At 70.3% G+C, this 23798-nt stretch carries 21 protein-coding genes; 8 read left to right on the forward strand and 13 right to left on the reverse strand.

From position 1 onward, the window contains the following. The first annotated feature begins 3 nt into the window (after window positions 1-3). The 3 genes from urtC to urtE are packed head-to-tail and all read left to right on the forward strand — an operon-like array spanning window position 4 to window position 2513. Window positions 4-1083, forward strand: coding sequence for an urea ABC transporter permease subunit UrtC (gene urtC / locus LQ222_RS04200; RefSeq protein ID WP_230164699.1), 1080 nt, complete (start codon window positions 4-6; stop codon window positions 1081-1083). Beyond that, entirely contained in the window at window positions 1080-1817 is a 738-nt protein-coding gene (gene urtD / locus LQ222_RS04205; protein WP_230164700.1) for an urea ABC transporter ATP-binding protein UrtD, read from the forward strand. The genes urtC and urtD overlap by 4 nt, the downstream gene beginning before the upstream one ends. 3 nt (window positions 1818-1820) lie before the next feature. Then, the gene (gene urtE, locus LQ222_RS04210; protein ID WP_230164702.1) at window positions 1821-2513 is read left to right on the forward strand and encodes an urea ABC transporter ATP-binding subunit UrtE; all 693 of its coding nucleotides are present in this window, start codon (window positions 1821-1823) and stop codon (window positions 2511-2513) included. Here urtE and LQ222_RS04215 read toward each other — a convergent pair. Together LQ222_RS04215 and LQ222_RS04220 are read right to left on the reverse strand one after the other, a co-directional pair. Continuing rightward, entirely contained in the window at window positions 2510-3643 is a 1134-nt protein-coding gene (locus tag LQ222_RS04215) for a zinc-dependent alcohol dehydrogenase family protein (protein WP_230164703.1), read from the reverse strand. The genes urtE and LQ222_RS04215 overlap by 4 nt on opposite strands. A 242-nt stretch (window positions 3644-3885) precedes the next feature. Beyond that, entirely contained in the window at window positions 3886-4542 is a 657-nt protein-coding gene (locus LQ222_RS04220; protein WP_230164704.1) for a DUF1028 domain-containing protein, read from the reverse strand. Window positions 4543-4643: 101 nt separating this feature from the next. Between LQ222_RS04220 and LQ222_RS04225 the strand changes: the two genes are divergently transcribed. Then, the gene (locus tag LQ222_RS04225) at window positions 4644-6230 is read left to right on the forward strand and encodes an ABC transporter substrate-binding protein (protein ID WP_230164705.1); all 1587 of its coding nucleotides are present in this window, start codon (window positions 4644-4646) and stop codon (window positions 6228-6230) included. Next, window positions 6227-6979, forward strand: coding sequence for a hypothetical protein (locus LQ222_RS04230; RefSeq protein ID WP_230164706.1), 753 nt, complete (start codon window positions 6227-6229; stop codon window positions 6977-6979). The genes LQ222_RS04225 and LQ222_RS04230 overlap by 4 nt, the downstream gene beginning before the upstream one ends. Window positions 6980-6982: 3 nt before the next feature. On the opposite strand, the gene LQ222_RS04235 is transcribed toward LQ222_RS04230, so the two are convergent. Genes LQ222_RS04235 through LQ222_RS04250 form a run of 4 tightly spaced genes read right to left on the reverse strand, consistent with a single transcriptional unit; the run spans window position 6983 to window position 10446 of the window. Continuing rightward, window positions 6983-7756 (reverse strand): SDR family NAD(P)-dependent oxidoreductase, encoded by a 774-nt coding sequence (locus LQ222_RS04235; protein ID WP_230164707.1) that lies wholly within the window; start codon window positions 7754-7756, stop codon window positions 6983-6985. Window positions 7757-7813: 57 nt separating this feature from the next. Beyond that, entirely contained in the window at window positions 7814-8881 is a 1068-nt protein-coding gene (locus tag LQ222_RS04240; protein WP_230164708.1) for a ketopantoate reductase family protein, read from the reverse strand. Continuing rightward, window positions 8882-9832 carry a Gfo/Idh/MocA family protein gene (locus tag LQ222_RS04245; RefSeq protein WP_230164709.1) on the reverse strand — a complete coding sequence of 317 codons (951 nt, stop codon included), beginning with the start codon at window positions 9830-9832 and terminating at the stop codon, window positions 8882-8884. Next, entirely contained in the window at window positions 9829-10446 is a 618-nt protein-coding gene (locus LQ222_RS04250; protein WP_230164711.1) for a DNA-3-methyladenine glycosylase I, read from the reverse strand. The genes LQ222_RS04245 and LQ222_RS04250 overlap by 4 nt, the downstream gene beginning before the upstream one ends. Window positions 10447-10655: 209 nt before the next feature. Between LQ222_RS04250 and secD the strand changes: the two genes are divergently transcribed. The 3 genes from secD (at window position 10656) to LQ222_RS04265 (ending at window position 15463) form a co-directional block, all read left to right on the forward strand. Next, window positions 10656-13235, forward strand: coding sequence for a protein translocase subunit SecD (secD, locus tag LQ222_RS04255; RefSeq protein WP_230164712.1), 2580 nt, complete (start codon window positions 10656-10658; stop codon window positions 13233-13235). A 208-nt stretch (window positions 13236-13443) separates the two neighbouring features. Next, window positions 13444-14412: a tripartite tricarboxylate transporter substrate binding protein gene (locus LQ222_RS04260; RefSeq protein WP_230164713.1), complete on the forward strand. Its 969-nt coding sequence runs from the start codon at window positions 13444-13446 to the stop codon at window positions 14410-14412. An 82-nt stretch (window positions 14413-14494) separates the two neighbouring features. Further along, window positions 14495-15463: a tripartite tricarboxylate transporter substrate binding protein gene (locus LQ222_RS04265; RefSeq protein WP_230164714.1), complete on the forward strand. Its 969-nt coding sequence runs from the start codon at window positions 14495-14497 to the stop codon at window positions 15461-15463. Between the two features lie 67 nt (window positions 15464-15530). On the opposite strand, the gene LQ222_RS04270 is transcribed toward LQ222_RS04265, so the two are convergent. From LQ222_RS04270 to LQ222_RS04300, 7 genes are read right to left on the reverse strand one after another with little or no spacing between them, the layout of a single operon-like run. Then, a complete protein-coding gene (locus LQ222_RS04270; protein WP_230164715.1) occupies window positions 15531-16514 on the reverse strand; it encodes a tripartite tricarboxylate transporter substrate binding protein in 984 nt (327 codons plus the stop codon). Between the two features lie 21 nt (window positions 16515-16535). Continuing rightward, window positions 16536-17705 (reverse strand): iron-containing alcohol dehydrogenase, encoded by a 1170-nt coding sequence (locus LQ222_RS04275; protein ID WP_230164716.1) that lies wholly within the window; start codon window positions 17703-17705, stop codon window positions 16536-16538. After that, a complete protein-coding gene (gene mmsB, locus LQ222_RS04280) occupies window positions 17702-18757 on the reverse strand; it encodes a 3-hydroxyisobutyrate dehydrogenase (RefSeq protein WP_308071554.1) in 1056 nt (351 codons plus the stop codon). Before mmsB ends, LQ222_RS04275 begins: the two co-directional genes overlap by 4 nt. Beyond that, the gene (locus LQ222_RS04285; RefSeq protein ID WP_230164718.1) at window positions 18648-19715 is read right to left on the reverse strand and encodes an ABC transporter ATP-binding protein; all 1068 of its coding nucleotides are present in this window, start codon (window positions 19713-19715) and stop codon (window positions 18648-18650) included. Before LQ222_RS04285 ends, mmsB begins: the two co-directional genes overlap by 110 nt. Beyond that, window positions 19712-20698 (reverse strand): ABC transporter ATP-binding protein, encoded by a 987-nt coding sequence (locus tag LQ222_RS04290; protein WP_230164720.1) that lies wholly within the window; start codon window positions 20696-20698, stop codon window positions 19712-19714. The genes LQ222_RS04285 and LQ222_RS04290 overlap by 4 nt, the downstream gene beginning before the upstream one ends. Continuing rightward, complete coding sequence (locus LQ222_RS04295; RefSeq protein WP_230164722.1) at window positions 20698-22131, reverse strand: amidohydrolase family protein; 1434 nt, start codon at window positions 22129-22131, stop codon at window positions 20698-20700. The genes LQ222_RS04290 and LQ222_RS04295 overlap by 1 nt, the downstream gene beginning before the upstream one ends. A gap of 56 nt (window positions 22132-22187) precedes the next feature. Continuing rightward, window positions 22188-23783 carry an ABC transporter substrate-binding protein gene (locus tag LQ222_RS04300; protein ID WP_230164723.1) on the reverse strand — a complete coding sequence of 532 codons (1596 nt, stop codon included), beginning with the start codon at window positions 23781-23783 and terminating at the stop codon, window positions 22188-22190. Window positions 23784-23798: the final 15 nt, after the last annotated feature.

The raw sequence follows: 23798 nt of genomic DNA on the forward strand, positions 1-23798 counted from the left end.
GCCATGGCCGAGGCCGCACCGCCGGTGCGGCGCCCCTTCGCCCTGGCCGCGCTGGTCGGCGCGTTGCTGCTGCTGGCGCTGCTGCCGGTGCTGAACGGGCTGCCCGAGGCGCACGCGCTGCACGTGTCGGACTTCATCGTCTCGATCGTCGGCAAGTGGATCTGCTACGCGATCCTCGCGCTCGCGATCGACATCGCCTGGGGATACGCGGGCATCCTGAGCCTCGGCCATGGCGCCTTCTTCGCGCTGGGCGGCTATGCGATGGGCATGCACCTGATGCGCCGCATCGGGGATCGCGGCGTCTATGGCCACCCGGTGCTGCCGGACTTCATGGTGTTCCTCGGCTACCCTGAACTGCCCTGGTACTGGCTCGGCTTCGACAATTTCGGCTTCGCCATGGCGATGGCGCTGCTGGTGCCGGGCGCGCTGGGCGGCGTGGTCGGCTGGCTGGCCTTCCGCAGCCGGATCACCGGCGTGTATTTTTCCATCATCACGCAGGCCATGACCTATGCGCTGATGCTCGCCTTCTTCCGAAACGACATGGGCTTCGGCGGCAATAACGGCTTCACCGACTTCAAGGACCTGCTCGGCGTGCCGCTGAACACGGCCACCGCGCGCGCGGGGCTGTTCTATGCGGCGCTGGTGTCGCTCGCATTGTGCCTGCTCATCTGCGCGTATGTCGTGAAGTCGAAGCTCGGCCGCGTGCTGGTGGCGGTGCGCGATGCCGAGAGCCGGGTACGCTTCCTTGGCTACAACGTGACGTCGTACAAGCTGTTCGTCTTCGTGCTGTCGGCGATGATCTCCGGCCTGGCGGGCGCGCTGTACGTGCCGCTGGTCGGCATCATCAACCCTGGCGAATTCAGCCCCGGCAATTCCATCGAGGCCGTCATCTGGGTCGCGGTGGGCGGGCGCGGCACGCTGGGCGGCGCGCTGCTCGGCGCCTTCTCGGTCAATGGCGTGAAGACCTGGCTGACCTCCTTCGCGCCGGACATCTGGCCCTTCGTGCTCGGCGGGCTGTTCGTGGCGGTCACGCTGTTCCTGCCGAAAGGCCTGGTCGGGCTGCTGAGGAAGCGCGGGTCATGAGCGGCAACAGCCTCTACCTCGATGGCGTATCCGTTGTGTTCGACGGTTTCCGCGCGCTCAACAACCTCTCGCTGATCGTCGAGCCGGGGGAGATGCGCGCCGTCATCGGACCCAACGGCGCGGGAAAGACCACCATGATGGACGTGATCACCGGCAAGACCCGCCCCACCGCCGGCACCGTGCGCTTCGGCGATCACGACCTGACGCGCATGGACGAGGCCTCCATCGCCAACCTCGGGATCGGGCGGAAGTTCCAGAAGCCGACGGTGTTCGATGCGCTGACGGTGTTCGAGAACCTCGAACTCGCGCTGAAGGCGCCGCGTGGAACGCTCGCCGCGCTGCATTGGCGCCTGGGCACCGAGGCGCGCGAGAAGATCGGGGAGACGCTGTCGGAGATTGGCCTCACCGCCCGCGCGCAGGACCTGGCCGGCATCCTCTCCCACGGCCAGCGGCAGTGGCTCGAGATCGGCATGCTGCTCATGCAGGACCCGCAACTGCTGCTGGTCGACGAACCCGTCGCCGGCATGACCGACCAGGAGACCGAGCACACCGCCGCCCTGCTGCGCCGCATCGCCGGGACGCGGTCGGTCGTGGTGGTGGAGCACGACCTGGAATTCGTCCGCGCCCTCGGGCGCAAGGTGACCGTGCTCCACGAGGGCACGGTCCTGTCGGAAGGCCCGATCGACCAGGTGCAGGCCGACCCGCGCGTCATCGAAGTCTATCTGGGACGCTGAGCGATGCTGGACGCGCGCGGCATCGAACTCTCCTACGGCGCGTCCCTGTGCCTGCGCGGCGTGGACCTGGTGGCGGAACCCGGCACCATCACCTGCGTGCTCGGGCGCAATGGCGTGGGCAAGTCCACGCTGATGCGCTCGATCATGGGGCTGGAGCGCATCCGCGCCGGCTCCATCACCTGGGAAGGGCGCGACATCTCCACCTGGTCGCCGGCCGACCGCGCGCGTGCCGGCATCGGCTATGTGCCGCAGGGGCGCGAGATTTTCCCCTTCCTGACGGTGCAGGAGAATCTCGAAACCGCACTTGCCGCCGCCCCACGCGGGTCGCGCGTGTCGGAAGAAGTGTTCGACATGTTCCCGATCCTGAAGTCCTTCCTGCGCCGGCGCGGCGGCGACCTGTCGGGCGGGCAGCAGCAGCAGCTGGCGATCGCGCGCGCACTCACGGCCCGCCCGCGCCTGCTGATCCTCGATGAACCGACCGAGGGCATCCAGCCCAACATCATCAAGGACATCGCGCGGGTCATCGAAATGCTCGCGAAGGACCGCGGCATGGCGGTGGTGCTGGTCGAACAGTACTACGAATTCGCCCGCAGCCTGGGCGATCGCCTCGCCATCATGGTGCGCGGCGAAGTCGCGCTCGCCGGGCCGGCCGGCGAGCTGGACGAGGAAGCGGTGCGCGCCCTGCTGACCGTCTAGCCGTTCGGCCGCAGCATCTGCCGCAGCACCGCGCCGTCGCTCAGCAGGTCGAAGCCCTCGTTGATCTGGTCGAAGGTGATGTGGCTGGTCTTCAGCTTGTCCACCGGCAGCTTGCCGCGCCGATACAGGCCAAGCAGCCGCGGCAGGTCGCGTTCCGGCACGCAGGAGCCCATGTAGGACCCGCGGATCGAGCGTTCCTCGCTGACCAGCGATGCATGCAGGTAGGACACCTCGGCGCGGATGTTCGGCAGGCCGGCGCTGATCGTCTCGCCGCCACGCGCGGTGATGGCGATCGCGAGTTGCATGGCCGGGATCGACCCCGCCGTTTCCACCACCGTGTCGACGCCGCCATCCGTGGCGTCGCGCACCGCGGCCGCGCAGTCGTCATTGCCGGCGAGGAAGACGTCCGTCGCCCCCCATTGCTTCGCCAGTTCGAGCTTCTTCGGATTGGTGTCGATGGCGATGATGCGCTCCGCCCCCGCCGCCACCGCGCCGAACAGCGCATTCATGCCCACACCGCCCAGGCCGACGATGGCGATCGCCTCGCCCGCCTTGATACCGGCGGTGTTCAGCACCGCGCCGGCGCCGGTCATCACCGCGCAGCCGAAGATCGCGGCGTCGTCCAGCGGGATGTCGCTGGCAATCTTCACGCAGGACCGCCGCGCCACCACGGCGAACTGCGCATAGAGCGACAGGCCGGAATTGTGGTTGATCGGCGTGCCGTCCAGCCGCTTCAGCCGGCGCGTGCCGGTCGGCAACTGCCCCGCCTGGCGGAACGCATTCCCGGTCGGGCAGATGTTGGGCCGACCGCGCACGCAGTAGCGGCAATTCCCGCAGGACGGCGCGAACACGGTGATGACGTGGTCGCCCGGCTTGAGGTCGGTGATGCCCGGCCCGACTTCGCGCACGATCCCGGCGCCTTCATGCCCGATGACGATCGGCAGCGGGCGCGGGCGCTGGTTCTCGATGGTCGAGAGATCGGAATGGCACAGCCCGGCGGCGGCGACCTCGATCAGCAATTCGCCCTCGCCAGGCGGGTCCAGCTCCACTTCCTCGACCACCATCGGGCGTGTTTCGGCATAGGGACGCGGAAGGCCCTGCTGATACAGAACGGCCGCCTTGATGCGCATGCGCGGGTTTCCTCGGGTCGATGGTCGCCAGGGGACCGCGCAGGCTGAAGGCCGTCAAGCCACGACCGCGACCAGCGCATCACGCCCGCGCTCCATGTGGGCCGCGGACACGACGCCAATTCTGCCCGCGTGGCGGCGCGGGCGGCGTCGTACGCGCGGGTCGCGCGGCATCGACGCACTCCACCATGGTTGCCGTCAGCGCCTGCATGCTCGCTTGGCGAGACCTTCCAGCGCCCCGTCGATCAGATGATCGGCGCGTCGTCCGGGTCGATGGCGCGCCGCACGAAGCCATCCGCCAGCGGCGCGTAGTCCTCCCACAGGCGGCGCAACGCCGGCAGCGGGGTTGGATCCTTGTCGATGCGCAGATCGACATAGGGAAAGGCTTCGCGGTCCACGACCAGCAGGCACGCGCAGGTGACATCGCCATGCTCGCCGCCCGCCGCCTCGCCGGCTTCCAGCGCGCGCAGCAGGCGTTCGGCCAGCGGCAATTGCGGCGCGGCCAGGAAGGCCGCAGCCATGGCGGGCGCCACGCCCTCATGCGCCAGGATATTGCCCAGCGCCACCACATCCGTGCCATGCGCCACGCTGCGCGCCGGCTTCACATTGGCGCCGTCGAAATGCGCCGTCGCGCCGCTGCGGTCCATCACCGCGAGCTGCCGCCAGCGATGATGCGGCGTGGAGGCGACCAGCGCCGCCACAGCCTCGCTCGCGCTGCAGCCCGACCGCAGCAATTCGATGCCGCGCGGGCCAAGCCGGGGGTCGGTGCGGTGCTGCGTGAGCACGCCGCCGACCCCCGCCGCCAGGAAGGGCACGCGCGTGCCCACAGCGATGGAGGATGTCGTCACCGCCGCGCCGAACTGGCCGGTCCGCGCGCAGCGTCCGAGAAGCGAGAAGGTCATGCCCCATTGAAGGACGCCCGGCCCCGCCCGTCCAGGCATCCGCGGATGGACAAGCCCCGCGCCCCTGCCATGATGCCCTCCGAATGAGCAGGGGGGATGCCATGACCAGGCGCAGGATCACCATGATCGCGGGCGCGATGGCGCTGTTCGCCGCTGCCCTGCCGGCAGCCGCGCAGCAGGCGCCATCGGGCACGCTGCGCGTGGTGCTGGTGAACATGCTCGCCAGCCTCGACCCGGTCGTCTCGACCGCCGCCTTCGTCCGCAACCACGGCTTCATGGTCTACGACCAGCTCTTCGCCTTCGACAGCCAGGGCGAGGCACGGCCGCAGATGGTCGATCGGCACGAGGTCTCGGCCGACGGCATGACCTATCGCTTCACCCTGCGCGAGGGCCTGGCCTTCCACGACGGCCAGCCGGTGCGCGCGGCGGATGCGGTGGCGTCGATCCGCCGTTGGGCGCAGCGCGACATCGCCGGGCGCGCGCTGATGTCCGCCACCGCGGCGCTGGAGGTCGTGGACGACCGCACCTTCACCCTGCGCCTGTCGCGCCCCTTCGGCCTGGTGGTGGAAGCCCTGGCACGCCCCACCGCGAGCGCGCTGTTCGTGATGCCCGAACGCATCGCCAACACGCCCGCCACCACGGCGATCACCGACGCCACGGGCTCCGGCCCCTTCATCTTCCGCGCGCAGGATTTCCTGCCGGGCGAACGCGCCATCTACACGCGCAACCCCGCCTATCGGCCGCGCAGCGAACCGGCCGACGGGCTCGCCGGCGGCAAGGTCGTGCAGCTTGAGCGCGTCGAGTGGCTCGGCATCAGCGACCCCGCCACCGCGGCGGCCGCGCTGCAATCGGGCGAGATCGACTTCATCGAGCAGCCCAGCCCTGACGTGCTCCCGGTGCTGGCGCGCAACCGCAACATCCGCACCTTCGCGCTGAACCCGATCGGGTCGATGGTCTGGCTGCGGCCGAACCACCACATCCCGCCGTTCAACAACCCGCAGGCGCGCCGCGCGCTGCTCTACCTCGTGAACCAGCAGGAGAACCTGCAGGCGATCGGCACGCCGCCGGCCGAACAGGTGCCCTATTGCCCGGCCTATTTCCTCTGCGGCACGCCGCTGGAAAGCAGCGCCGGCGCGGAAGGTCTGCGCGAGATCAACCTGGACCGCGCCCGCGCCCTGCTGCGCGAGGCCGGCTACAATGGGGAACGCGTGGTGTTCCTGAACGCCACCGACAGCCCGATCAACAACGCCGTCACGCTGACCATGGCGGCCAATATGCGTCGCGCCGGCCTCAACATGGACGTGGTCGCGACCGACTGGGCCACGCTCACGCAGCGACGCAACCGGCGCGAGCCGGTGGAACAGGGCGGGTGGAACCTGTTCGTGACCGTGGCGAACGTGCTCGACGCGCAGAACCCCTTGGTGAACCTGTATCTCGGTTCGCCCTGCGAGGGCGGCCTTGCCGGCTGGCCCTGCGATGCGGAACTCGAGCGCCTGCGCGCTGCCTGGTGGGAGGAACCCGACCCCGCGAAGCGCCGCCAGGTGCTGGAGCAGGTGCACGCCCGCGCCTATGCCGTGCTGCCCTACATCAATGGCGGGCAGTTCCGCGTGCTGGCGGCGCATCGCAACACTGTCGAAGGGCTGCGCCCCACCACGATCCCCGTCTTCTGGGGCGTGACCAAGCGGTGAGCACGGTCGCCATCGCGCAGGCCGGCTTCCGCTTCATCCCGGCGGTCATGCAGTATTCGGGCGGCGTGGCGGCGCTGCCCGGCTTCCGGCTGGAACGCGCCCGCTTCGCCGAACCCGTTCCGATGGCCGAGGGCTGGCGGCGCATCGCCGCGCATCTCGGCGCGATCGGCCGGCCGCTGACCGCCTTCGCCGGCTGCGAATTGCGCTCTCCCGCCCCCTTCACCGAGGCCGGCTTCGCCAGCTTCAACGCCGGCTACGCGCAGGTCCTGGCCGAATGGGGCGTGTTGCGGGACGGCGCGAACCCGGTCGCGCGCAGCAATGTCTGCCCGCGCCGCGCGCCGCCCGCCGAACCCTGTTTCCACGCCTTCGTCTATGCGCGGCCCGACGCGGCCGCCGCGCCGTCCTTCGCTGTCGCCGGCAGCGGTGAATCGGCCGAAGGCAAGGGCAGCTACCGCGACAACACCGTGGCCTATGGCGACACCTCGCCGGACGGGATGCTGCGCAAGGGCCTGTGGGTACTGGGCGAAATGGAACGCCGGATGGGCCTGCTCGGCCATGGCTGGGCCGACACCACCGGCGTGCAGGCCTATACCATCCACCCGCTGCCGCCGGCATTGACCGAGGCCATCGTCACCCGCGGCGCCGCGCGCCATGGCCTCACCTGGCAGGATTGCCGCCCGCCGGTCGAAGGCCTGGAGTTCGAGATGGATTGCCGCGGCATCGGGCAGGAGATCGTCCTGCCCGCCTGACGCTCACGGCTGCATGTGGCTGCCGCCGTCCTCGATCCAGTTCTGCCCGGTGATGAAGGACGCGCCCTCGCTCAGCAGGAAGCAGATCAGCGGCGCGACTTCCTTCGGCTGCGCGATGCGCCCGAGCGGGATGCGCGCCAGCGTGCGCTCGCGGAAGCGTTCGGATCGCACCACCTCGGTCATCGGCGTCTCGACCGTGCCGAAGCCCACGGAATTCACGCGGATGCCGTAGCGGGCCCATTCCAGCGCCGCGCTCATGGTCACGCCATAAAGGCCAGCCTTCGCCGCGGCGTAGTTCACCTGCCCGATCGACCCGCGCTTGCCGGCGGTCGAGGAGATGTTGACGATCGCGCCCGGACGCTCCTCGCCGGCCTTGGCGCGGGCGATCATGTGGCGGCCCACCGCCTGCTGCATCAGGTGGCAGGCGGTCAGGTTCACGTCGATCACCGCCTGCCACTGCGGCAGGGTCATCTTCTCGATCATCGCCGGGCGCGTGATGCCGGCATTGTTGACCAGCCCATGCACCGCGCCGAAGCGTGCCACCGCATCATCGACGATGCGCGCGCACACCACCTCATCCGTCACGTCGCCCTGGATCGCCAGCGTGCGGTCGCCCGCCAAGGCGGCGGACACCGCCGCGAAGGTCTCCGGATTGCGCTCGACCATCACCAGGTTGCCGCCCAGGTCGAGCACCAGCTCGGCGATGGCCCGGCCGATCCCCTGCCCCGTGCCGGTCACGATGACCGTGCGGCCGGTCAATTCCATCGGATTGCGCATGGCGTTTCCTTCCCTTGGTTGCACCGAGGGTCGCGCCAAGCGCGCCGCACCGCAAGGTCAGTTCAGCCGCAACCCGCGGATCAGGTCGGGCGATGCCGCGACCTCGCCGCGTTCGACGCGCTTCACGATCGCCGTCAGCGCGGCATTGGCCGGGGCGGCGATGCCGATCTCCGCCCCGCGCGCGACGACGAAGCCGTTGAGGTATTCGATCTCGGTGCGCCGCCCCTTCATCATGTCCTGGCCCATGGACGCACGATGCGCGCCCCCGCCCGGCTTCTGCGTATCCGCCAGGCGCTGCGCGTCATAGGCGGCGCGCGCGGCGTCATCGCCCTCGCCCGCGCGGGCGATGACCTCGGGGTCGAGGTGCAGGATCTCCTCGAGGTCATAGCCCAGCGCCTGGCCGACGCGGATCGCCTCGCTCCCCAGCCGCGCGGCGAAGGCGCGGATCGCGTCATCCGCCGTCGCGTCCTTGGCCAGCAGCCCGGTCGCCGCGGCGATGCCGTTGCCCATGACGTTCGCCACCAGCTTCGACCAGCGCTCGCCCCACAGGTTGGTCGTGGTCAGCGCCGAATCCGACAGCGCGACCAGCGAGGTGACGAATTCCGCGCGCGGCGAGACCCGCCCATGCGGTTCCCCCACGCGATAGACGGTGTGCGACGCGCCCGACTTCCCCGCCGCCCGCTTCACCAGCCCCGGCGCGGACAGCTCGACGGTGATCAGCGAGGCGATGGCGCCGAGCACCCGCCCCCAGCCGACGATGCCGGCGATCACTTCCTCATTGATGCAGTTCTGTAGCGACACGACATAGCCGCCCGGCGCCAGGTACTGCGCGATCATCGTGGTCGCCCAGGCGGTGTCGTAGGACTTCATGCAGACGAAGGCGATGTCGACCGGGCGTTCCTTCGCGAAGGATTGCAGTTCGGTCAGGTGGATCGCGCGCACCGGCACGGTGAATTCCGGCACGTCCTTCAGGTGCGCGATGGTCAGGCCGCGCGCGCGCATCGCCTCGACATGCTCGGGCCAGGGGTCGATGAAGGTCACGTCGTGGCCGGCCTGCGCCATGTAGGCGCCGGCATACCCACCGACGGCGCCGGCGCCGACGATGGCGATACGCGGTTTGGTCATCTATTCCCCCCGGGCAATGGCAGCCTCGACCGCCAGCGCCACCTTCAGCGCCCGCCGTCCGGCCGCACCGTCCACCACCACGGGCGCGCCGTCCAGGCAGGCGGCCACGAAGGCGGCCTGCTCGGCCTCCAGGCTGTCATGGTCGGTCCAGGTGGCCCGGTCGATGCCGTGGCCGGGCATGGTCGCCACCGGATCGGCCCCGCCACGCCGCAGCACCGCCAGCGATCGGTCGAGGAAATTCACGCTCATCTCGCCCTGCGTCCCCAGCACGCGCAGCCGGCGTTCCATCACGAGCGACACGCGCGAGGCGGTGATCACTGCCGCCCGCCCGCCGCGGAAGCGCAGCCGCGCCACCGCGAAATCCGGCCGGTCGGACGCCACGGCCGCGCCCACCGCCTCGATGCCCGAGGGTTCTTCGCCGGCCAGCGCCAGCACCAGGTCGATGTCATGGATCATCAGGTCCAGCACCACCGAGACATCCAGGCTGCGCGGCCGGAACGGCGCGGCGCGCACCGCGTCCCAGGACAGCGCGCGCCCGCCGGCCGGGGCTTCGACCACCGCGCGGAAGGCGGCGGAAAACCGTTCGATATGCCCGACCTGCAACACCCGCCCCTGCGCGGCGGCGATCAGCGCATCGGCTTCCTCCAGCGTCGCGGCGATCGGCTTCTCGATGAACACATGCCGGCCGGCGGCCAGTGCGGCCATGGCCAGGTCGTGATGGAAGCGCGTGGGCGCGGCGATGATCACCGCATCGGCGGCGGCGATCGCGGCCTCGGGCGCCAGCGCGACGGTGCCGGCCTCGGCCGCCACGGTGGCGGCGCGGGCGGCATCGGCATCGGCCAGCCCGACCAGTTCCACGCGCGGATTGCCCGCCGCCTTCAATGAATGGAACCGTCCGAAATGCCCCACACCCAGGATGGCGAGGCGGAGTCGTGTGTCGCTGGCGTTCATCCCCGCGCCTTAGCACCGCCGGGCGGCGTGAAGGAGGCCCTGGCGCGCGCCACCTCCCCATGGATGACGCAGCCGGGGTCGTGGTCGTTCACCAGCCCCATCGCCTGCATGAAGGCATAGCAGGTGGTGGGGCCCACGAAGCGCCAGCCGCGCTTCTTCAGGTCCTTCGACAGCGCGACGGATTCCGGCGCGGTCGGCCGCACCCCCGGTACCGCCTGCGCCTCGAACCGCCAGAAATAGGTGGCGAGCGAGCCTTCCGCCGCCACCATCTCCCGCGCCCGCGCGGCATTGTTGATGACCGCCTCGATCTTGCCGCGATGGCGCACGATGCCGGCATCCAGCAACAGCCGCGCGACATCCTGCTGCGTGAAGCGCGCCACGCGGTCGAAGTCGAAGCCGTGGAAGGCGGCGCGGAAATTCTGCCGCTTGGTCAGGATGGTCCGCCAGGACAGGCCGGACTGGAAGCCTTCCAGGCAGATCTTCTCGAACAGCCGGCGGTCATCGGCCACCGGGAAGCCCCATTCGGTGTCGTGATAGGCCACGTAGTCCGGGGCGGCGGCGCACCAGCGGCAGCGCGGGCGGCCATCGGGGCCGGGAGACAGCCGGTCGGTCATCGGCCTGGCCACCCAATGGGCGCCGCCACGCCTGCCTTTGCCCGCGTCATGCTCTGCGCGCCCCCCGTCGCCGGCCCGGCCGATCGCCGCCGGGCCGCGGTAGGATGCCCGCCCGGAACAGTCAACGGAATGCATGCCCCGGCGGGGTTGCATCCCCTGCCCCCCCTCGCCATTGTCCGCCCGCTTTGAAACTGGGGTTCTGACTGCCGATGCTACATTTCGCGCGCTGGAAGACCGCCGCGATCCTGCTGGTCTGCCTGGTCGGGACGCTGTTGAGCATTCCGAACCTGCTGCCGCGCGCCGCCTTCCCGGACTGGTTCCCGGTGCGCCAGGTGAATCTCGGGCTCGACCTGCGCGGCGGGTCGTACCTGCTGCTGGAGGTCGACCTCAACACCGTGGTGCGCGAGCGGCTGGACGGCATGGTCGATGCCGCCCGCACGCGGCTGCGAACGGCCAATGTGCGCTACGTCAACCTGGCCACGGACACCGCCAACCGCCGCATGGGGCTGCGCGTGACCGACCCCGCGCAGATTCCCGCCGCCATGACGGCACTGCGCGAACTGGCCAATCCGCTGACCAACGCCACCGGCCAGCAGGTGCCCGACATCGATGTCACCAGCCAGCCCGACGGGCAGGTCTGGGCCACGCTGACCGAGGCCGGGTTGCGCGCGAAGTCCAGCTCCGCCGTCGAGCAATCCATCGAGATCGTCCGCCGCCGCGTCGACGAGACCGGCGTGGCCGAGGCGTTGATCGCCCGCCAGGGCCAGAACCGCATCCTGGTGACCCTGCCCGGCATCGAGGACCCCGACCGCATCAAGAACCTGCTGGGCCGCACCGCCCGCATGACCTTCCACCTGGTCGACGAGGCCGCCTCCCTGGCCTCGACCCCGCCGCCGGGCGTGATGTTCCTGCCCGGCGAGCGCGAGGGCGAACGCTTCGCCGTGCGCCGCCGCGTGGAAGTGGACGGCGCCAACCTGACCAACGCCCGCGCCGGCCAGGACAGCCGCACCGGCGAATGGGTGGTGAACTTCACCTTCGATTCCGTGGGCACCCGCCGCTTCGCGCAGATCACGCGCGAGAATGTCGGGCGCCCCTTCGCCGTGGTGCTGGATGAGAAGGTCATCACCGCGCCGGTCATCCGCGAACCCATCCTGGGCGGCCAGGGGCAGATCAGCGGGTCCTTCACCGCGCGCTCGGCCAACGACCTGGCGGTGCTGCTGCGCGCCGGCGCCCTGCCCGCGCCGCTCACGGTGGTCGAGGAACGCACGGTCGGGCCGGAACTGGGGGCCGATGCGATCCGCGCGGGTACCATCTCGCTCGCGGTCGGCACGCTGTTCGTGTTCCTTTACATGGGGCTTGCCTACGGGTTGCTCGGCTGGTTCGCGAATATCGCGCTGCTGTTCAACCTGGTGCTGATGATCGCCTTCATGTCGCTCATCGAATCGACGCTGACGCTGCCGGGCATCGCGGGCATCGTGCTGACGCTCGGCACCGCGCTCGATGCGAACATCCTGATCAACGAACGCATCCGCGAGGAAGTCAGGAACGGGCGAACGCCGATCAATGCGCTGGAGGCCGGCTATACCAAGGCGTCGGGGACGATTCTCGACTCCAACCTGACCAACCTGATCGCGATGGCCTGCCTCTATGCCTTCGGGTCGGGGCCGGTGAAGGGCTTCGCGGTGACGGTCGCTGTCGGCACGGTGGTGCAGATGTGGACCGCCACGGTGCTGACGCGCCTGCTGGTCTCCTGGTGGTACAAGCGCACCCGGCCGAAGGAGCTGCCGGTGTTCCAGCGGCCCGGGCTGTCGCTGCTCGAACGGCTGCGCCGGCCGCTGTTCCGCATCTTCCCCGATGGCACGCGCATCCGCTTCATGAAGGCCGCGCGCACGGGGCTGGTCGTCTCGGCGATCCTGTCCACCGCCTCGCTGGTCATCGCCTTCCATCCCGGGCTCGAGAAAGGCATCGACTTCAAGGGCGGCATCGAGATGGAGGTGCGCACGCCCACGCCGGGCGATATCAGCGCGCTGCGCAACGCGGTCGGCGGGCTTGGCCTGGGTGATGCCACGCTGCTGCAGTTCGGCGATGCCTCGACCTTCGCGCTGCGCCTGCCCGCGCAGGGCGACGAGGGCGCCGTCCAGCGCGCCGTCAACGCGGTGCGCGGAGCGTTCGAACAGGTCGCGCCGGGCACCCGCATCCTGCGCGTGGAGGCGGTCGGCAATCGTGTCTCGGACGAGCTGTTCATCGGCGGCCTGACCGCGCTCGCGCTGTCGTTCCTGGCGATGCTGATCTACATCTGGGCCCGCTTCGAATGGCAGTTCGGCATCGCCGCCGTCACCACGCTGGTGCTGGACGTGACGAAGGCGGTCGGCCTGATGGTGCTGTTCCAGATCGAGTTCAACCTGACCACCATCGCGGCGATCCTGACCGTCATCGGCTTCAGCGCCAACGACAAGGTCGTGGTGTTCGACCGCATGCGCGAGAACCTGCGCAAGTTCAAGACGATGCCGCTCGACGAGCTGGTCGACCTGTCGATCAACGAGACGATGAACCGCACGCTCGGCACATCCATGACCTTGCTGCTCTCGGCACTGCCGCTCGCGCTGTTCGGCGGGGACACGCTGTCGGGCTTCGCCTGGGTGATGGTGGCGGGCATCGTGATCTCGGCGGGGTCGTCGGTGTTCATCGCGGCGCCGATCGTGCTGTTCAGTGGGCGCAACAGGCTGCGGCGCGGCGATGACAACAAGGGCGGCGCGACCGCGCAGCGCACGGCCGGCAAGACCGCCTAGTTTCCCGATTCCGAAGTCCTGCGGGCTTCGTCTTCGGGCCACCAGCCATTGTTTCCAGTGGCCTGCTTGTCCGCTGCGTGCTTGGCGAAGCGCACGCACGCAGCGGGCAGGACACTGACCACCCCGGCCCGGTGGCAGGGGCCGGCGCATCGTGATATCGCTACCATGAATGCCGCGTCAGTCGGCACCATGGGAAGGACGATCCACGATGCATCACCTGCACCGCCGCGCCCTGCTCGGCGCCGCCGCTGCCCTGCCCTTCGCCGCCCCCGCGCTGGCCGCCTTCCCCGACCAGCCGGTCCGCATCACCGTGCCATGGCCCGCCGGCGGCCTGGCTGACCTGTCGATCCGTGTGCTTGCACCGGCCATGGCGAATACCTTCGGCCAGCCGGTGGTCGTCGAGAACCGCGCCGGCGCCAATGGCGCCGTCGGCACCCAGTCTGTCGCGCGCGCCGCGCCCGACGGCCACGCGCTGATCCTCGCCAATGCCGAGACGCATGCGATCAACCCGCTCATCTACCCGCGCCTGCCCTATGACGCGGTGCGCGACTTCACCCCCGTCACGGTCTTCGCCCGCGCGCCCTTCGTGCTGATCCGCCGCCCCGGCCTGGCGGCCGACAGCCTGGAGGCGCTGATCGCGCTGGCACGCGCGGCGCCGGGGCGCATCACCTATGCGTCGTGGGGCATCGGCAGCACCGCGCACCTCGCGATGGAGATGCTCGCGCGCAGCGCCGGCGTGCAGATGCTGCACGTGCCCTTCACCGGATCGGCCCCTGCCGGCACGGCGCTGCAGGGCGGCCAGGTGGATGTCATGTTCATCACCGCCGGCGCCGGCGAGGCCGCGGCGCGCGACGGCCGAGTGAAGATCCTCGCCGCGGGTTCGCCCACCCGCATCCCGCTGCTGCCCGACGTGCCGACGCTGGCCGAGCTCGGCCAGCCGATCGAGGCCGGCAACTGGTACGGGCTGCTGGGCCCCGCGCGGGTGCCCGATGCCGTCGCGGCGCGCATCGCGCAGGTCACCACCGAGGCGCTGCGCGCACCGGCGACCGAGGACCGCTACCGCGCCCTCGCGACGCTGCCGCTGATGACCGGCCCGGACCAGGCGCGCGCCTTCATCGCCGCCGACCGGGCCCGCTGGGAACCGCTGGTGCGCGCGCTCGACATCCGCATCGAGTGACGCCGCGATGGGCAGCGTCGATGCGGAATGATATCGCTACCACACCGTGCCGCGATCGGCCGGATGGGAAGGAACGACCCTGATGCAGCATGTCACGCGACGCGCCCTGCTGGGCACCGCGGCCGCCCTGCCCCTCGCCGCCCCGGCACGCGCCGCCTTTCCCGAACAGCCGGTCCGCATCATCGTGCCGTGGAATGCGGGTGGGCTGGCGGACATCGTGATCCGCGCCCTCGCTCCGGCCATGAGCAGCAGCCTCGGCCAATCGGTGGTGATCGACAACCGCGCCGGGGCCAATGGCGCGGTCGGCACGCAGTTCGTCGCACGCGCGCCGGCCGACGGGCACACGCTGATCCTGGCCAATGCCGAGACCCATGCGATCAACCCGCTGATCTATCCGCGGCTGGCCTACAACCCGGTGGCCGACTTCGCACCGGTCACGGTCTTCGCACGCGGCCCCTTCGTGCTGATCACGCGGCCGGGCCTCGGGGTCGATACGCTGGATGCGTTCCTGGCGCGCGTGCGCGCGGCACCGGGGCGCACCACCTTCGCATCCTGGGGCATCGGCAGCACCTCGCACCTCGCGATGGAGTTGCTGGCGCGCCAGGCGCGGCTCGAAATGCTGCACGTGCCCTTCACCGGCGCGGCGCCGGCCAGCACCGCGCTGCTCGCCGGCCAGGTCGATGCGATGTTCCTCAACGCCGGTCCGGCCGAGGCAGCGGCGCGTGACGGCCGCACCAAGATCCTCGGCGTCGGCGCCGCGGCGCGCATCCCGCTGCTGCCGAACGTGCCGACCATGGCGGAGCTCGGCATGCCGGTCGATGCCGGCAACTGGTTCGGCCTGCTCGGCCCCGCGCGCACGCCCGATGCCGCCGCCCAGCGCATCGCCCAGGTCACCGCGGAGGCGCTCCGCCTGCCCGCCGTGCAGGAGATCTATCGCGTGCAGGCCGCCCTGCCGGTGACCATGACCCCCGCCGAGACCGGCGCCTTCATCGCCGCCGACCGCGCGCGCTGGGAACCGGTGGTGCGCGCGCTGGATATTCGGCTGGAGTGATGCCGGCGGCGTCGGCCGGTCACGCGACAGGACGAACGCCGGGCGCTGCTGCCCGACGACGGCCCGGTCAGCCGTCGACGGTGATCCGGCCGGTGCGGATCACCTCGCCCCAGCGTTCGACCTCGGCGCGCAGGAAGGTCGCGCTCTCGTCCGGCCCGCGGCCATCCGCCAGCAGCCCCATGCCCAGCAGCCGCTCGGTCATGGCGGGCTCGCGCAGGATCCTCGTCACCTCGGACGAAACGCGCGTGACGATCTCCCGCGGCGTGCCCGCCGGCGCCAGCAGCATCGACCAGGTGCTGACCGCGAAATCCGCCACGCCGCCCTCGATCAAGGTCGGCAGGTCGGTGGCGAAAGGCGGGCGCCGGTCGGCCGCGACGGCGAGGCCGCTGATGTTCCGCGCATCGATCTGCGGGCGCAGCGCCGAGTTCACGTCGAACATCGCGACGATATTGCCGGCGATCAGGTCCTGCAGGGCCGGCTGCGTCCCGCGATAGGGCACGTGCTCGCCGCGGAAGCCTTCGCGGATCTGCAGCAGTTCCATCGCCAGGTGCGCGGTCGACCCGATGCCGCTCGACCCATAGGTCAGCCGGTTCGACTTCGCGAAGCTCACCATCTCGCGCAGCGTCCGGATCGGCTGCTTCGCCGTCGCCGCCAGCACCAGCGGCGACAGCGCGATCACCGAGACCGGCGCGAAGCTGTTCACCGCATCGAAGGGCAAGCGCCCGGCCTGCAGCGTCGCATTCGCCGCATGGGCCGGCAGCACGGTCACGAAGGTATAGCCATCGGGCGGGCTGGTCGCGGTCTGCCCGACGCCCAGGATGCTGTTCGCACCAGGCCGGTTCTCGACCACCACGGGCTGGCCGAGCGCGCGCGCCAGCGGCTCCGACACCAGGCGTGTCGAGAGATCCGTGAAGCCGCCCGGCGTATAGGGCACGATGATGCGGATCGGCCGTGCCGGCCACGCCTGGGCGATGGCCAGTCGCGGCGCGGCAAGAAGGCCGGACGCCGCCGCCAGGCTCAGCAGCGGGCGGCGTGCGATGCGCGTGTTCATGGGTGGTCCTCCCGTGCGTGTTCAGCCGGCCCAGGCGCGGCGATAGAGGGCGATGATCTCCTCCGCCGCGGGCACTGCCGGATTGTTCGCCGGCGATCCGCTGGCCAGCGCCTGCGCCGCCATGGTCGGCAGCAGCGCGTCCCATTTCGCCGCATCGATGCCATAGGCGGCGGGCGTGGGCACCGCCAGGTCGCGGTTCAGGTCGCGCAATTCCTGCAACAGCTTCGCCGCCGCCGACTGGTCGCCCTCGGCCGATGTCGCCACCCCCATCGCGCGCGCGGCTTCGGCATAGCGCGGCAGCGCGGCGTTCAGGCTGTACTCGGTGACCGCGGGCAGCAGCATGGCGTTGGACAGCCCGTGCGGCACATGGAAATGCGCACCGATCGGCCGCGACATGCCATGCACCAGCGCGACCGAGGAATTGCTGAAGGCGATCCCCGCCAAAGTCGCGCCCTTCATCATCGCCGCGCGCGCGATGGCGTTCGTGGGTTCGCCATGGACCGTGCGGAGGTTCGGCGCGATCAGGCGCATGGCGCGCAGCGCGTATTCGTCAGCCTCGTCATTGGCGCGCTTGGACACGAAGGCTTCCAGCGCGTGGGTCAGGCTGTCGATACCGGTATCGGCGGTGATGCGCGCAGGCAGGCTGAAGGTCAGTTCGTAGTCCACGACGGCGGCGAGCGGCAGCGCGCCGAGGCCCGCGATCAGCATCTTCTCGTCGCGCTCGGTGTCGGTGATGACGGTGAAGCGCGTCGCCTCGCTGCCGGTGCCCGCGGTGGTCGGGATGCAGATGACCGGCAGCGCGGCGCGATTGGCCTGCGCGGGCACCTTGAAGTCGCGCATCTTCACACCCGGCTGCGCGGCGCCCAGGATCGCCATGGCCTTCGCGGTGTCCATCGGCGACCCGCCGCCGAAGCCGACCAGGCAATCGTAGTCGCCCGAGCGCATCGCCGCGACGCCGGCCTCGATCACGGTATCGGTCGGGTCGGGCACGGTGTCGCTGAACACGCCCGGCGCGATGCCCGCCGCGCGCAGCGGCCCCAACGCCTTGTCCACCGTGCCGGAGGACACCATCCACGGATCGGTCACGACCAGCGGCTTCGACAGGCCGAACTGCGCCAGCACCTCCGCCAGCTTGCCGACCGCGCCGCCGCCGATCATCAGCAGCCGCGGCGAAACGAAGGTGTTGGTCATCCCGCCTTCCCCGCGCGGATCATCGTGATGATGCCGGAGAAATCCTTGCCCCCGCCGCCACCCTCGACAAAGCGGTCGAACAGCGACAGCGCCAGCGCGCCGACCTGCGCATCCACCCCGGCATCCTTCGCCGCCTGCTGCGCCAGGGTCAGGTCCTTGCGCATCAGCGCCGCCGTGAAGCCCGGCGCGAAGTCGCGGTTGGCGGCGCTGGTCGGCACCGGCCCGGCCACCGGGCAGGACCCCACCAGCGCCCAGGACATCGCCGTGGACTTGGAACACACGTCGAACAGCGCCTGCGCCGGCAGGCCGAGCCGCTCGGCCATCACGAAGGCCTCCGACGTCACCGCCATGGTGGCTGCGAGCATCATGTTGTTGCACAGCTTCGCCACTTGGCCGGCGCCGGCATCGCCGCAATGCACGACGTTGCGCCCCATGGCTTCCAGGATCGGCTTCGCGCGCGCCACCGCCTCCGCATCGCCGCCGACCATGAAGGTCAGCGTGCCCGCTTCGGCGCCGACCACGCCGCCCGACACCGGTGCATCGAGGAAGGGCCGCCCGGCCGCCGCCGCGACCTCGCGCGCCGTCGCGACATCGATGGTCGAGCAATCCATCAGCAGCGCATCCGCGCGCGATGCCTTCGCCAAGCCGCCCTGCCCCAGCCAGGCGTCGCGCACCTCGGCGCCGGCCGGCAGCATGGTGATGACCACATCGGCATCCTGCGCCGCCGCGGCGGAGGAGAACGCCGCCGTCGCACCCGCCGCGACAACGGGTTCGACGGCCGCCTGCACGATGTCGAACACCACGACCTGATGCCCGGCCTTGAGCAAGTTGCGCGCCATATGCGCGCCCATCCGGCCGAGCCCCACGAAACCGATCCGCGCCATGTCGTTCCTCCTGCGCCGTTGCGCCGAAGGGTAGGCGCGCGCGGGCCTTGCGTAAACGCTACGCCGCCGCGTCGCGCGCCCTGGCATAGAGCGCGAGCCGCATCGCCGCCGCCGGCGCCAGCCCGCCGCTGAAATCCAGCCCGGCCGGGGGCAGGCTCTCCGCGACATGGCAGGCCGCGGCGTGCCCATCGGCCAACTGGCGCAGCACGGGTTCTTCCTTGCGGCAGCGATCCTGCGCGAAGGGGCAGCGCGTGTGGAAGCGGCAGCCCGGCGGCACATTCATCGGCGAGGGCACATCGCCGCCCAGCGGCTTCACCCGCCCGCGCCGCGTCGGGTCGGGATGCGGGATCGCCGCCAGCAAAGCGCGCGTGTACGGGTGGCGCGGAGTGGCGAAGAGGTCGCGCTTGGACGCCGTCTCGACGATGCTGCCGAGGTACATCACCGCCACGCGGTCGGCGACATGCTTCACCACCGCCAGGTCATGCGCGATGAACAGGTAGGCGAGGCCGAAGCGGCGCTGCAGGTCCTTCAGCAGGTTCACAACCTGCGCCTGGATCGACACATCCAGCGCGCTGACCGGTTCGTCGCAGACCACCAGATCCGGCTGCACCGACAGCGCGCGCGCGATGCCGATGCGCTGGCGCTGCCCGCCGGAGAATTCATGCGGGTAGCGCTCCGCATGGAAGGCACGCAGCCCGACCAGGCCGAGCAGTTCCGCCACCCGCGCGCGGCGCGACGCGGCGTCGCCGATGCCATGCACCTGCATCGGCTCGGCGATGGTCTCGGCCACCGTCAGGCGCGGATTGAGGCTGGCATAGGGGTCCTGGAACACGATCTGCATCCGCCGGCGCATCGCGCGCAACGCGGAACCGGAGATGCCGGTGATGTCGCGCCCGTCGAAGCGCAGGCTGCCGGCCGACGGCTCGATCAGGCGCAGCACCAGCCGCGCCGTGGTGGATTTCCCGCAGCCCGATTCACCGACCAGCGCCAGCGTCTCGCCGCGGTTCAGCGTGAAGGACACGCCATCGACGGCGCGCACCGTACCGACCTGCCTGGCCAGGATCAGCCCCTTGCGGACCGGGTAGTGCTTGGCGAGGTCCGTCACTTCCAGCAGTGGGGCGTTCATGCGGCGAAGGCCTCGACCGGCGCGCGCAGGCAGGCGGCCTGGTGGCCGGGCGCGATCTCGCGCAGCGGCGGCGCTTCGACCTTGCAGGCATCCGCCGCGAAGGGGCAGCGCGGGTGGAAGCGGCAGCCCCTGGGCAGGGCGAAGGGCGGCGGCACGGAGCCATCGATGGCGAGCAGCGTCTCGCGTTCCTCATCGAGCCGCGGCACCGATCCCAGCAGGCCGAGCGTGTAGGGGTGCATCGGGTCGCCGAACAGCGCACCGGCGGGCGCGCGTTCCACCACCCGCCCCGCATACATCACCGCCACCTCATCCGCCATTTCCGCCACCACGCCGAGGTCGTGGGTGATCAGGATGATGGACATCCCCGTCTCGGCCTGCAGGTCGCGCAGCAGGTCGAGGATCTGCGCCTGCACCGTCACGTCCAGCGCCGTGGTGGGCTCATCCGCGATCAGCAGCTTCGGGCTGCAGGCCAGCGCCATCGCGATCATCACGCGCTGGCGCATCCCGCCGGAGAGCTGGTGCGGGTATTCGTCGAAGCGGCGCTCGGGCGCGGGGATGCGCACGCGCGTCAGCGCCCCGATCGCGCGGTCGCGCAGTTCGGCGTTGGAGGCCCGCGGGTCGTGTGCGCGCATCGCCTCGGTGATCTGGAAGCCGACCGTGTGGACGGGGTTCAGGCTGGTCATCGGCTCCTGGAAGATCATCGCGACCTGGCTGCCGCGCACGTCGCGCATCTGTGCGTTCGACAGGCCGAGCAGGTCGCGCCCATCGAGCACGACGCGCCCCGCCGCCACGCGCCCGGGATGCGCCACCAGCCGCATCACCGACAGCGACAGCACCGACTTCCCGCAGCCCGATTCCCCCACGATGCCCAGCGTGCGACCGCGCGGGACGGACAGGTCCACGCCATCCACCGCCGCGATCTCCCCGCCATGGGTGCGGAAGACGGTACGAAGGCCCTCGATGCGCAGCAGGTCGTCCGGCATCACGACCAATGGAAGGTCGGGGGCGCGATCTGCTCGGGGCTGCGATGCGCCCAGTCGCGCTGCGTGACGCCGGCGGCGACGCGCTTCTGCGCCTCGTGCAGGTGCTCGGCGGCCTGGCGGTAGTCCATGGTCAGCACCTCGCCATCCTCAACCACCTTCGCGCCATCGACGAACACCGCCCTCAGCGCGCGGTCGCCCGCGGCATAGATCAGGCTGCGGATCGGGTCATAGGCCGGGCGGATCATCGGATGCGTGATGTCCACCAGCGAGAAATCCGCCTTGCACCCCACCGCGATGCGCCCGATGTCGTCGCGCCCCAGCGCCTTCGCGCCGCCGATGGTCGCCGCGTTGAAGAGGTCGGTCGTCTGCAGCGTGCGCGGATTGCCCGCCTGGGTGCGCGCGATATGCGCGGCCAGACGCATCTCATCGAGCATGTTGTGCGGATAGGTGTCCGTCCCGATCCCCATGTTCACGCCGCGACGGATGTAGCGCCCCAGATCCTTCATCGCGATCCCGCGACGCGCGAAGACGGTCGGGCAATGCGCCACCGTCGTGCCGGTATCGGCCAGCCGATCGAGGTCGGTCTCGGTGTGCCAGCGCGTCGAGGGATGGTCGTCGAGGAAGATGCCATGCCCGATGATGGAGCGTTCCCCCAGCAGCCCCATGGAATCCAGCCAGCCGATCGGCGTGGTGCCATGCCGGCGCGTGATCTCGTGGAATTCCACCACCGACTGCGCGGCATGGATCTGCCAGGACAGGCCGCGCTTGGCGGCTTCCGCATGGCTGTCCTTCAACAACCCGGCCGAGCAGGTGTCGATCTGCGCGGGCACGACCATGCCGAACAGGCGGCCGCACTCGTGCTGCTCGGCGCGTTCGACCAGGCGGAGGGCTTCCTCCATCGCCTTCTCGCCGGCCTTCTCGTCCCATTCGTACTCGACGACATGGCCGTTCTTGGTGAACCAGCGCGCCGAGCGGAACATCGGCGCGATGCACACGCGCATCCCCGCCTCGGCCAGCAGATCCAGCCAGCCCGGATGCGACATCGACAGATCGGCGAGCGTGGTCACGCCGGACAGCAGCAGTTCCGACAGCGCCACGCGCACGCAATGCGGCACCGCTTCCGCATCCGCGCGGAAGATCGGCATGTATTCGTACAGCGAGGAATTATACAGGCCGGGCGAGCCGATCTCATCCAGGAAGCCCTTGTTCAGCGGCTCGCTCGACGGGTGCGAATGGATGTTCACCAGCCCCGGCATGACCATCAGCCCGCGCCCGTCGAGCACCGTATCGGCGGTGCCCTCATAGCCGCGGCCCATGAAGGTGATGGTGCCGCCATCGAAGGCGACATCGGTGTCGGGCATGTAGCTGTGCGACTTCGCGGCGGAATCCCAGCCGACGACGAGCTCGGCGTTCCTGATGAGCGTTGTGGTCATGCGTGCATTCCTCAGGTCGTGGAAGGCGGGACCGCGCGATGCGGCCCCGCTCAGGCTCAGCGCGTCAGGCGGATATCCAGGCCCTTGTAGAGCGCGATGCCATAGATGCCATGCGCCCGGACACCCTCGGTCCGCCCGGACGATGCCACCCAGAGCTGTTCGCGCGCCACCGGGAACCAGACGTTGTTCTCGGCGATGATGCGCTGCGCGCGCGCGATCGCCGCCGTGCGCACCGCCGGATCCACCGAGGTCTGCGCCTCGCGCAGTGCCGCATCGGTCTCCGCGTTGTTCCAGTTCATGCGGTTGGGCGTCGGCCGGTTGCGGCTGTTGAAGTACAGCGAGAAGGCATCCGTCGCCGTGACGTAGGGATACGACATCACGAAGGCGTCGAATTCCTGCGTGGCCAGCCGTCCCCAGCCCACGGTGGCATCCCACATCTGGATGCGCATCTCGAGGCCCACGCGCCGCAGGTCGGCCTGCATCGATTGCAGGTATTGCTGCGCCGCCTGGGTCTGGATGCCGTACACCAGGAAGGTGGCGCGCTGGCCATCCTTCACGCGGATGCCGTCGGGGCCCATGCGCCAGCCAGCCTCGTCCAGCACGCGCTGCGCACCGGCCTGGTCGAAGCGCGGCACCAGGCGCGCGGCCTCGGCATCGAAGCCCGTCACCGCCGGGTTCAGGTAGCTATCCGCCGGCGTCGCCGTGCCGAACCAGGTCGCGCGCACCAGCGCATCGCGATTGATCGCCATGTTGATGGCGCGGCGAACGGCAGGGTCGCTCACCACGGGCTTGTCGACCTTGAAGCCCATGAAGTGATCCCAGAAATAGTTCTGCTGCTGGGACATCCGCACATTCGGCGTGCGCTGCAACTGCGCCACCGCGATGGCCGGGATGTACTGCGTCACGTCGCCCTGGCCGGTCTGCAGCGCGGCCAGGCGCGTCTGCGATTCCGGCGCGATGCGCCACACCACGCGGTCCACCTGCGGCGAGGGGTTCTGGTACACGCCCTGCGGACCCCAGCGGTAATTCGGGTGGCGCGTCAGCACCAGTTCCTGCCGCGGCGTCCAGGATGCCCAGCAATACGGCCCCGTGCCGTTGAAGCCCTGCACGCCGAAATTCTGCCCCAGTCGCTCAACCGTGTTGCGGTCCACGACGGAGGCGAAGAACAGCGTCAGCTGGAACAGCAATTCGCCGAAGGGCTCGTTCAGCTCGTATTCGACGGTGTGGGCGTCCCGCGCACGGATCTCCCGCACCGGGCCGGCGCGCCAGCGCACCGGGCTGCGCGTGGCGGGGTCGATGAAGCGGTTGAGCGAATAGACCACGTCGTCGGCGGTCATCGGCCGGCCGTCGCAGAAGGTCACGTCGCGGCGCAGGTGGAAGGTGTAGGTCTTGCCGTCCGGGCTGACCTCCCAGCGTTCGGCCAGCAGCGGGCGCACCGTCTGCATGTCGAAGTCGAGCGCCACCAGCGTGTCGCTCATCATGTAGATGACTTCGCCCGCACCGCGCGCGGTGGACCGCGGCGGGTCGTAGTTGTCGGCGTCGATCTCGCGCAGGACCACCAGCGTGTTGCGTGGATTGGCCTGGGCGATCGCATCGCCCACCGGCATGGCAGCGGCCAGCGCAAGCAGCGCAACGCCGAGCGTCTTCCTCATGGTCATCCCTTTCCC

This window comes from Roseomonas sp. CECT 9278, from assembly GCF_918698155.1.
Taxonomy (GTDB): domain Bacteria; phylum Pseudomonadota; class Alphaproteobacteria; order Acetobacterales; family Acetobacteraceae; genus Neoroseomonas.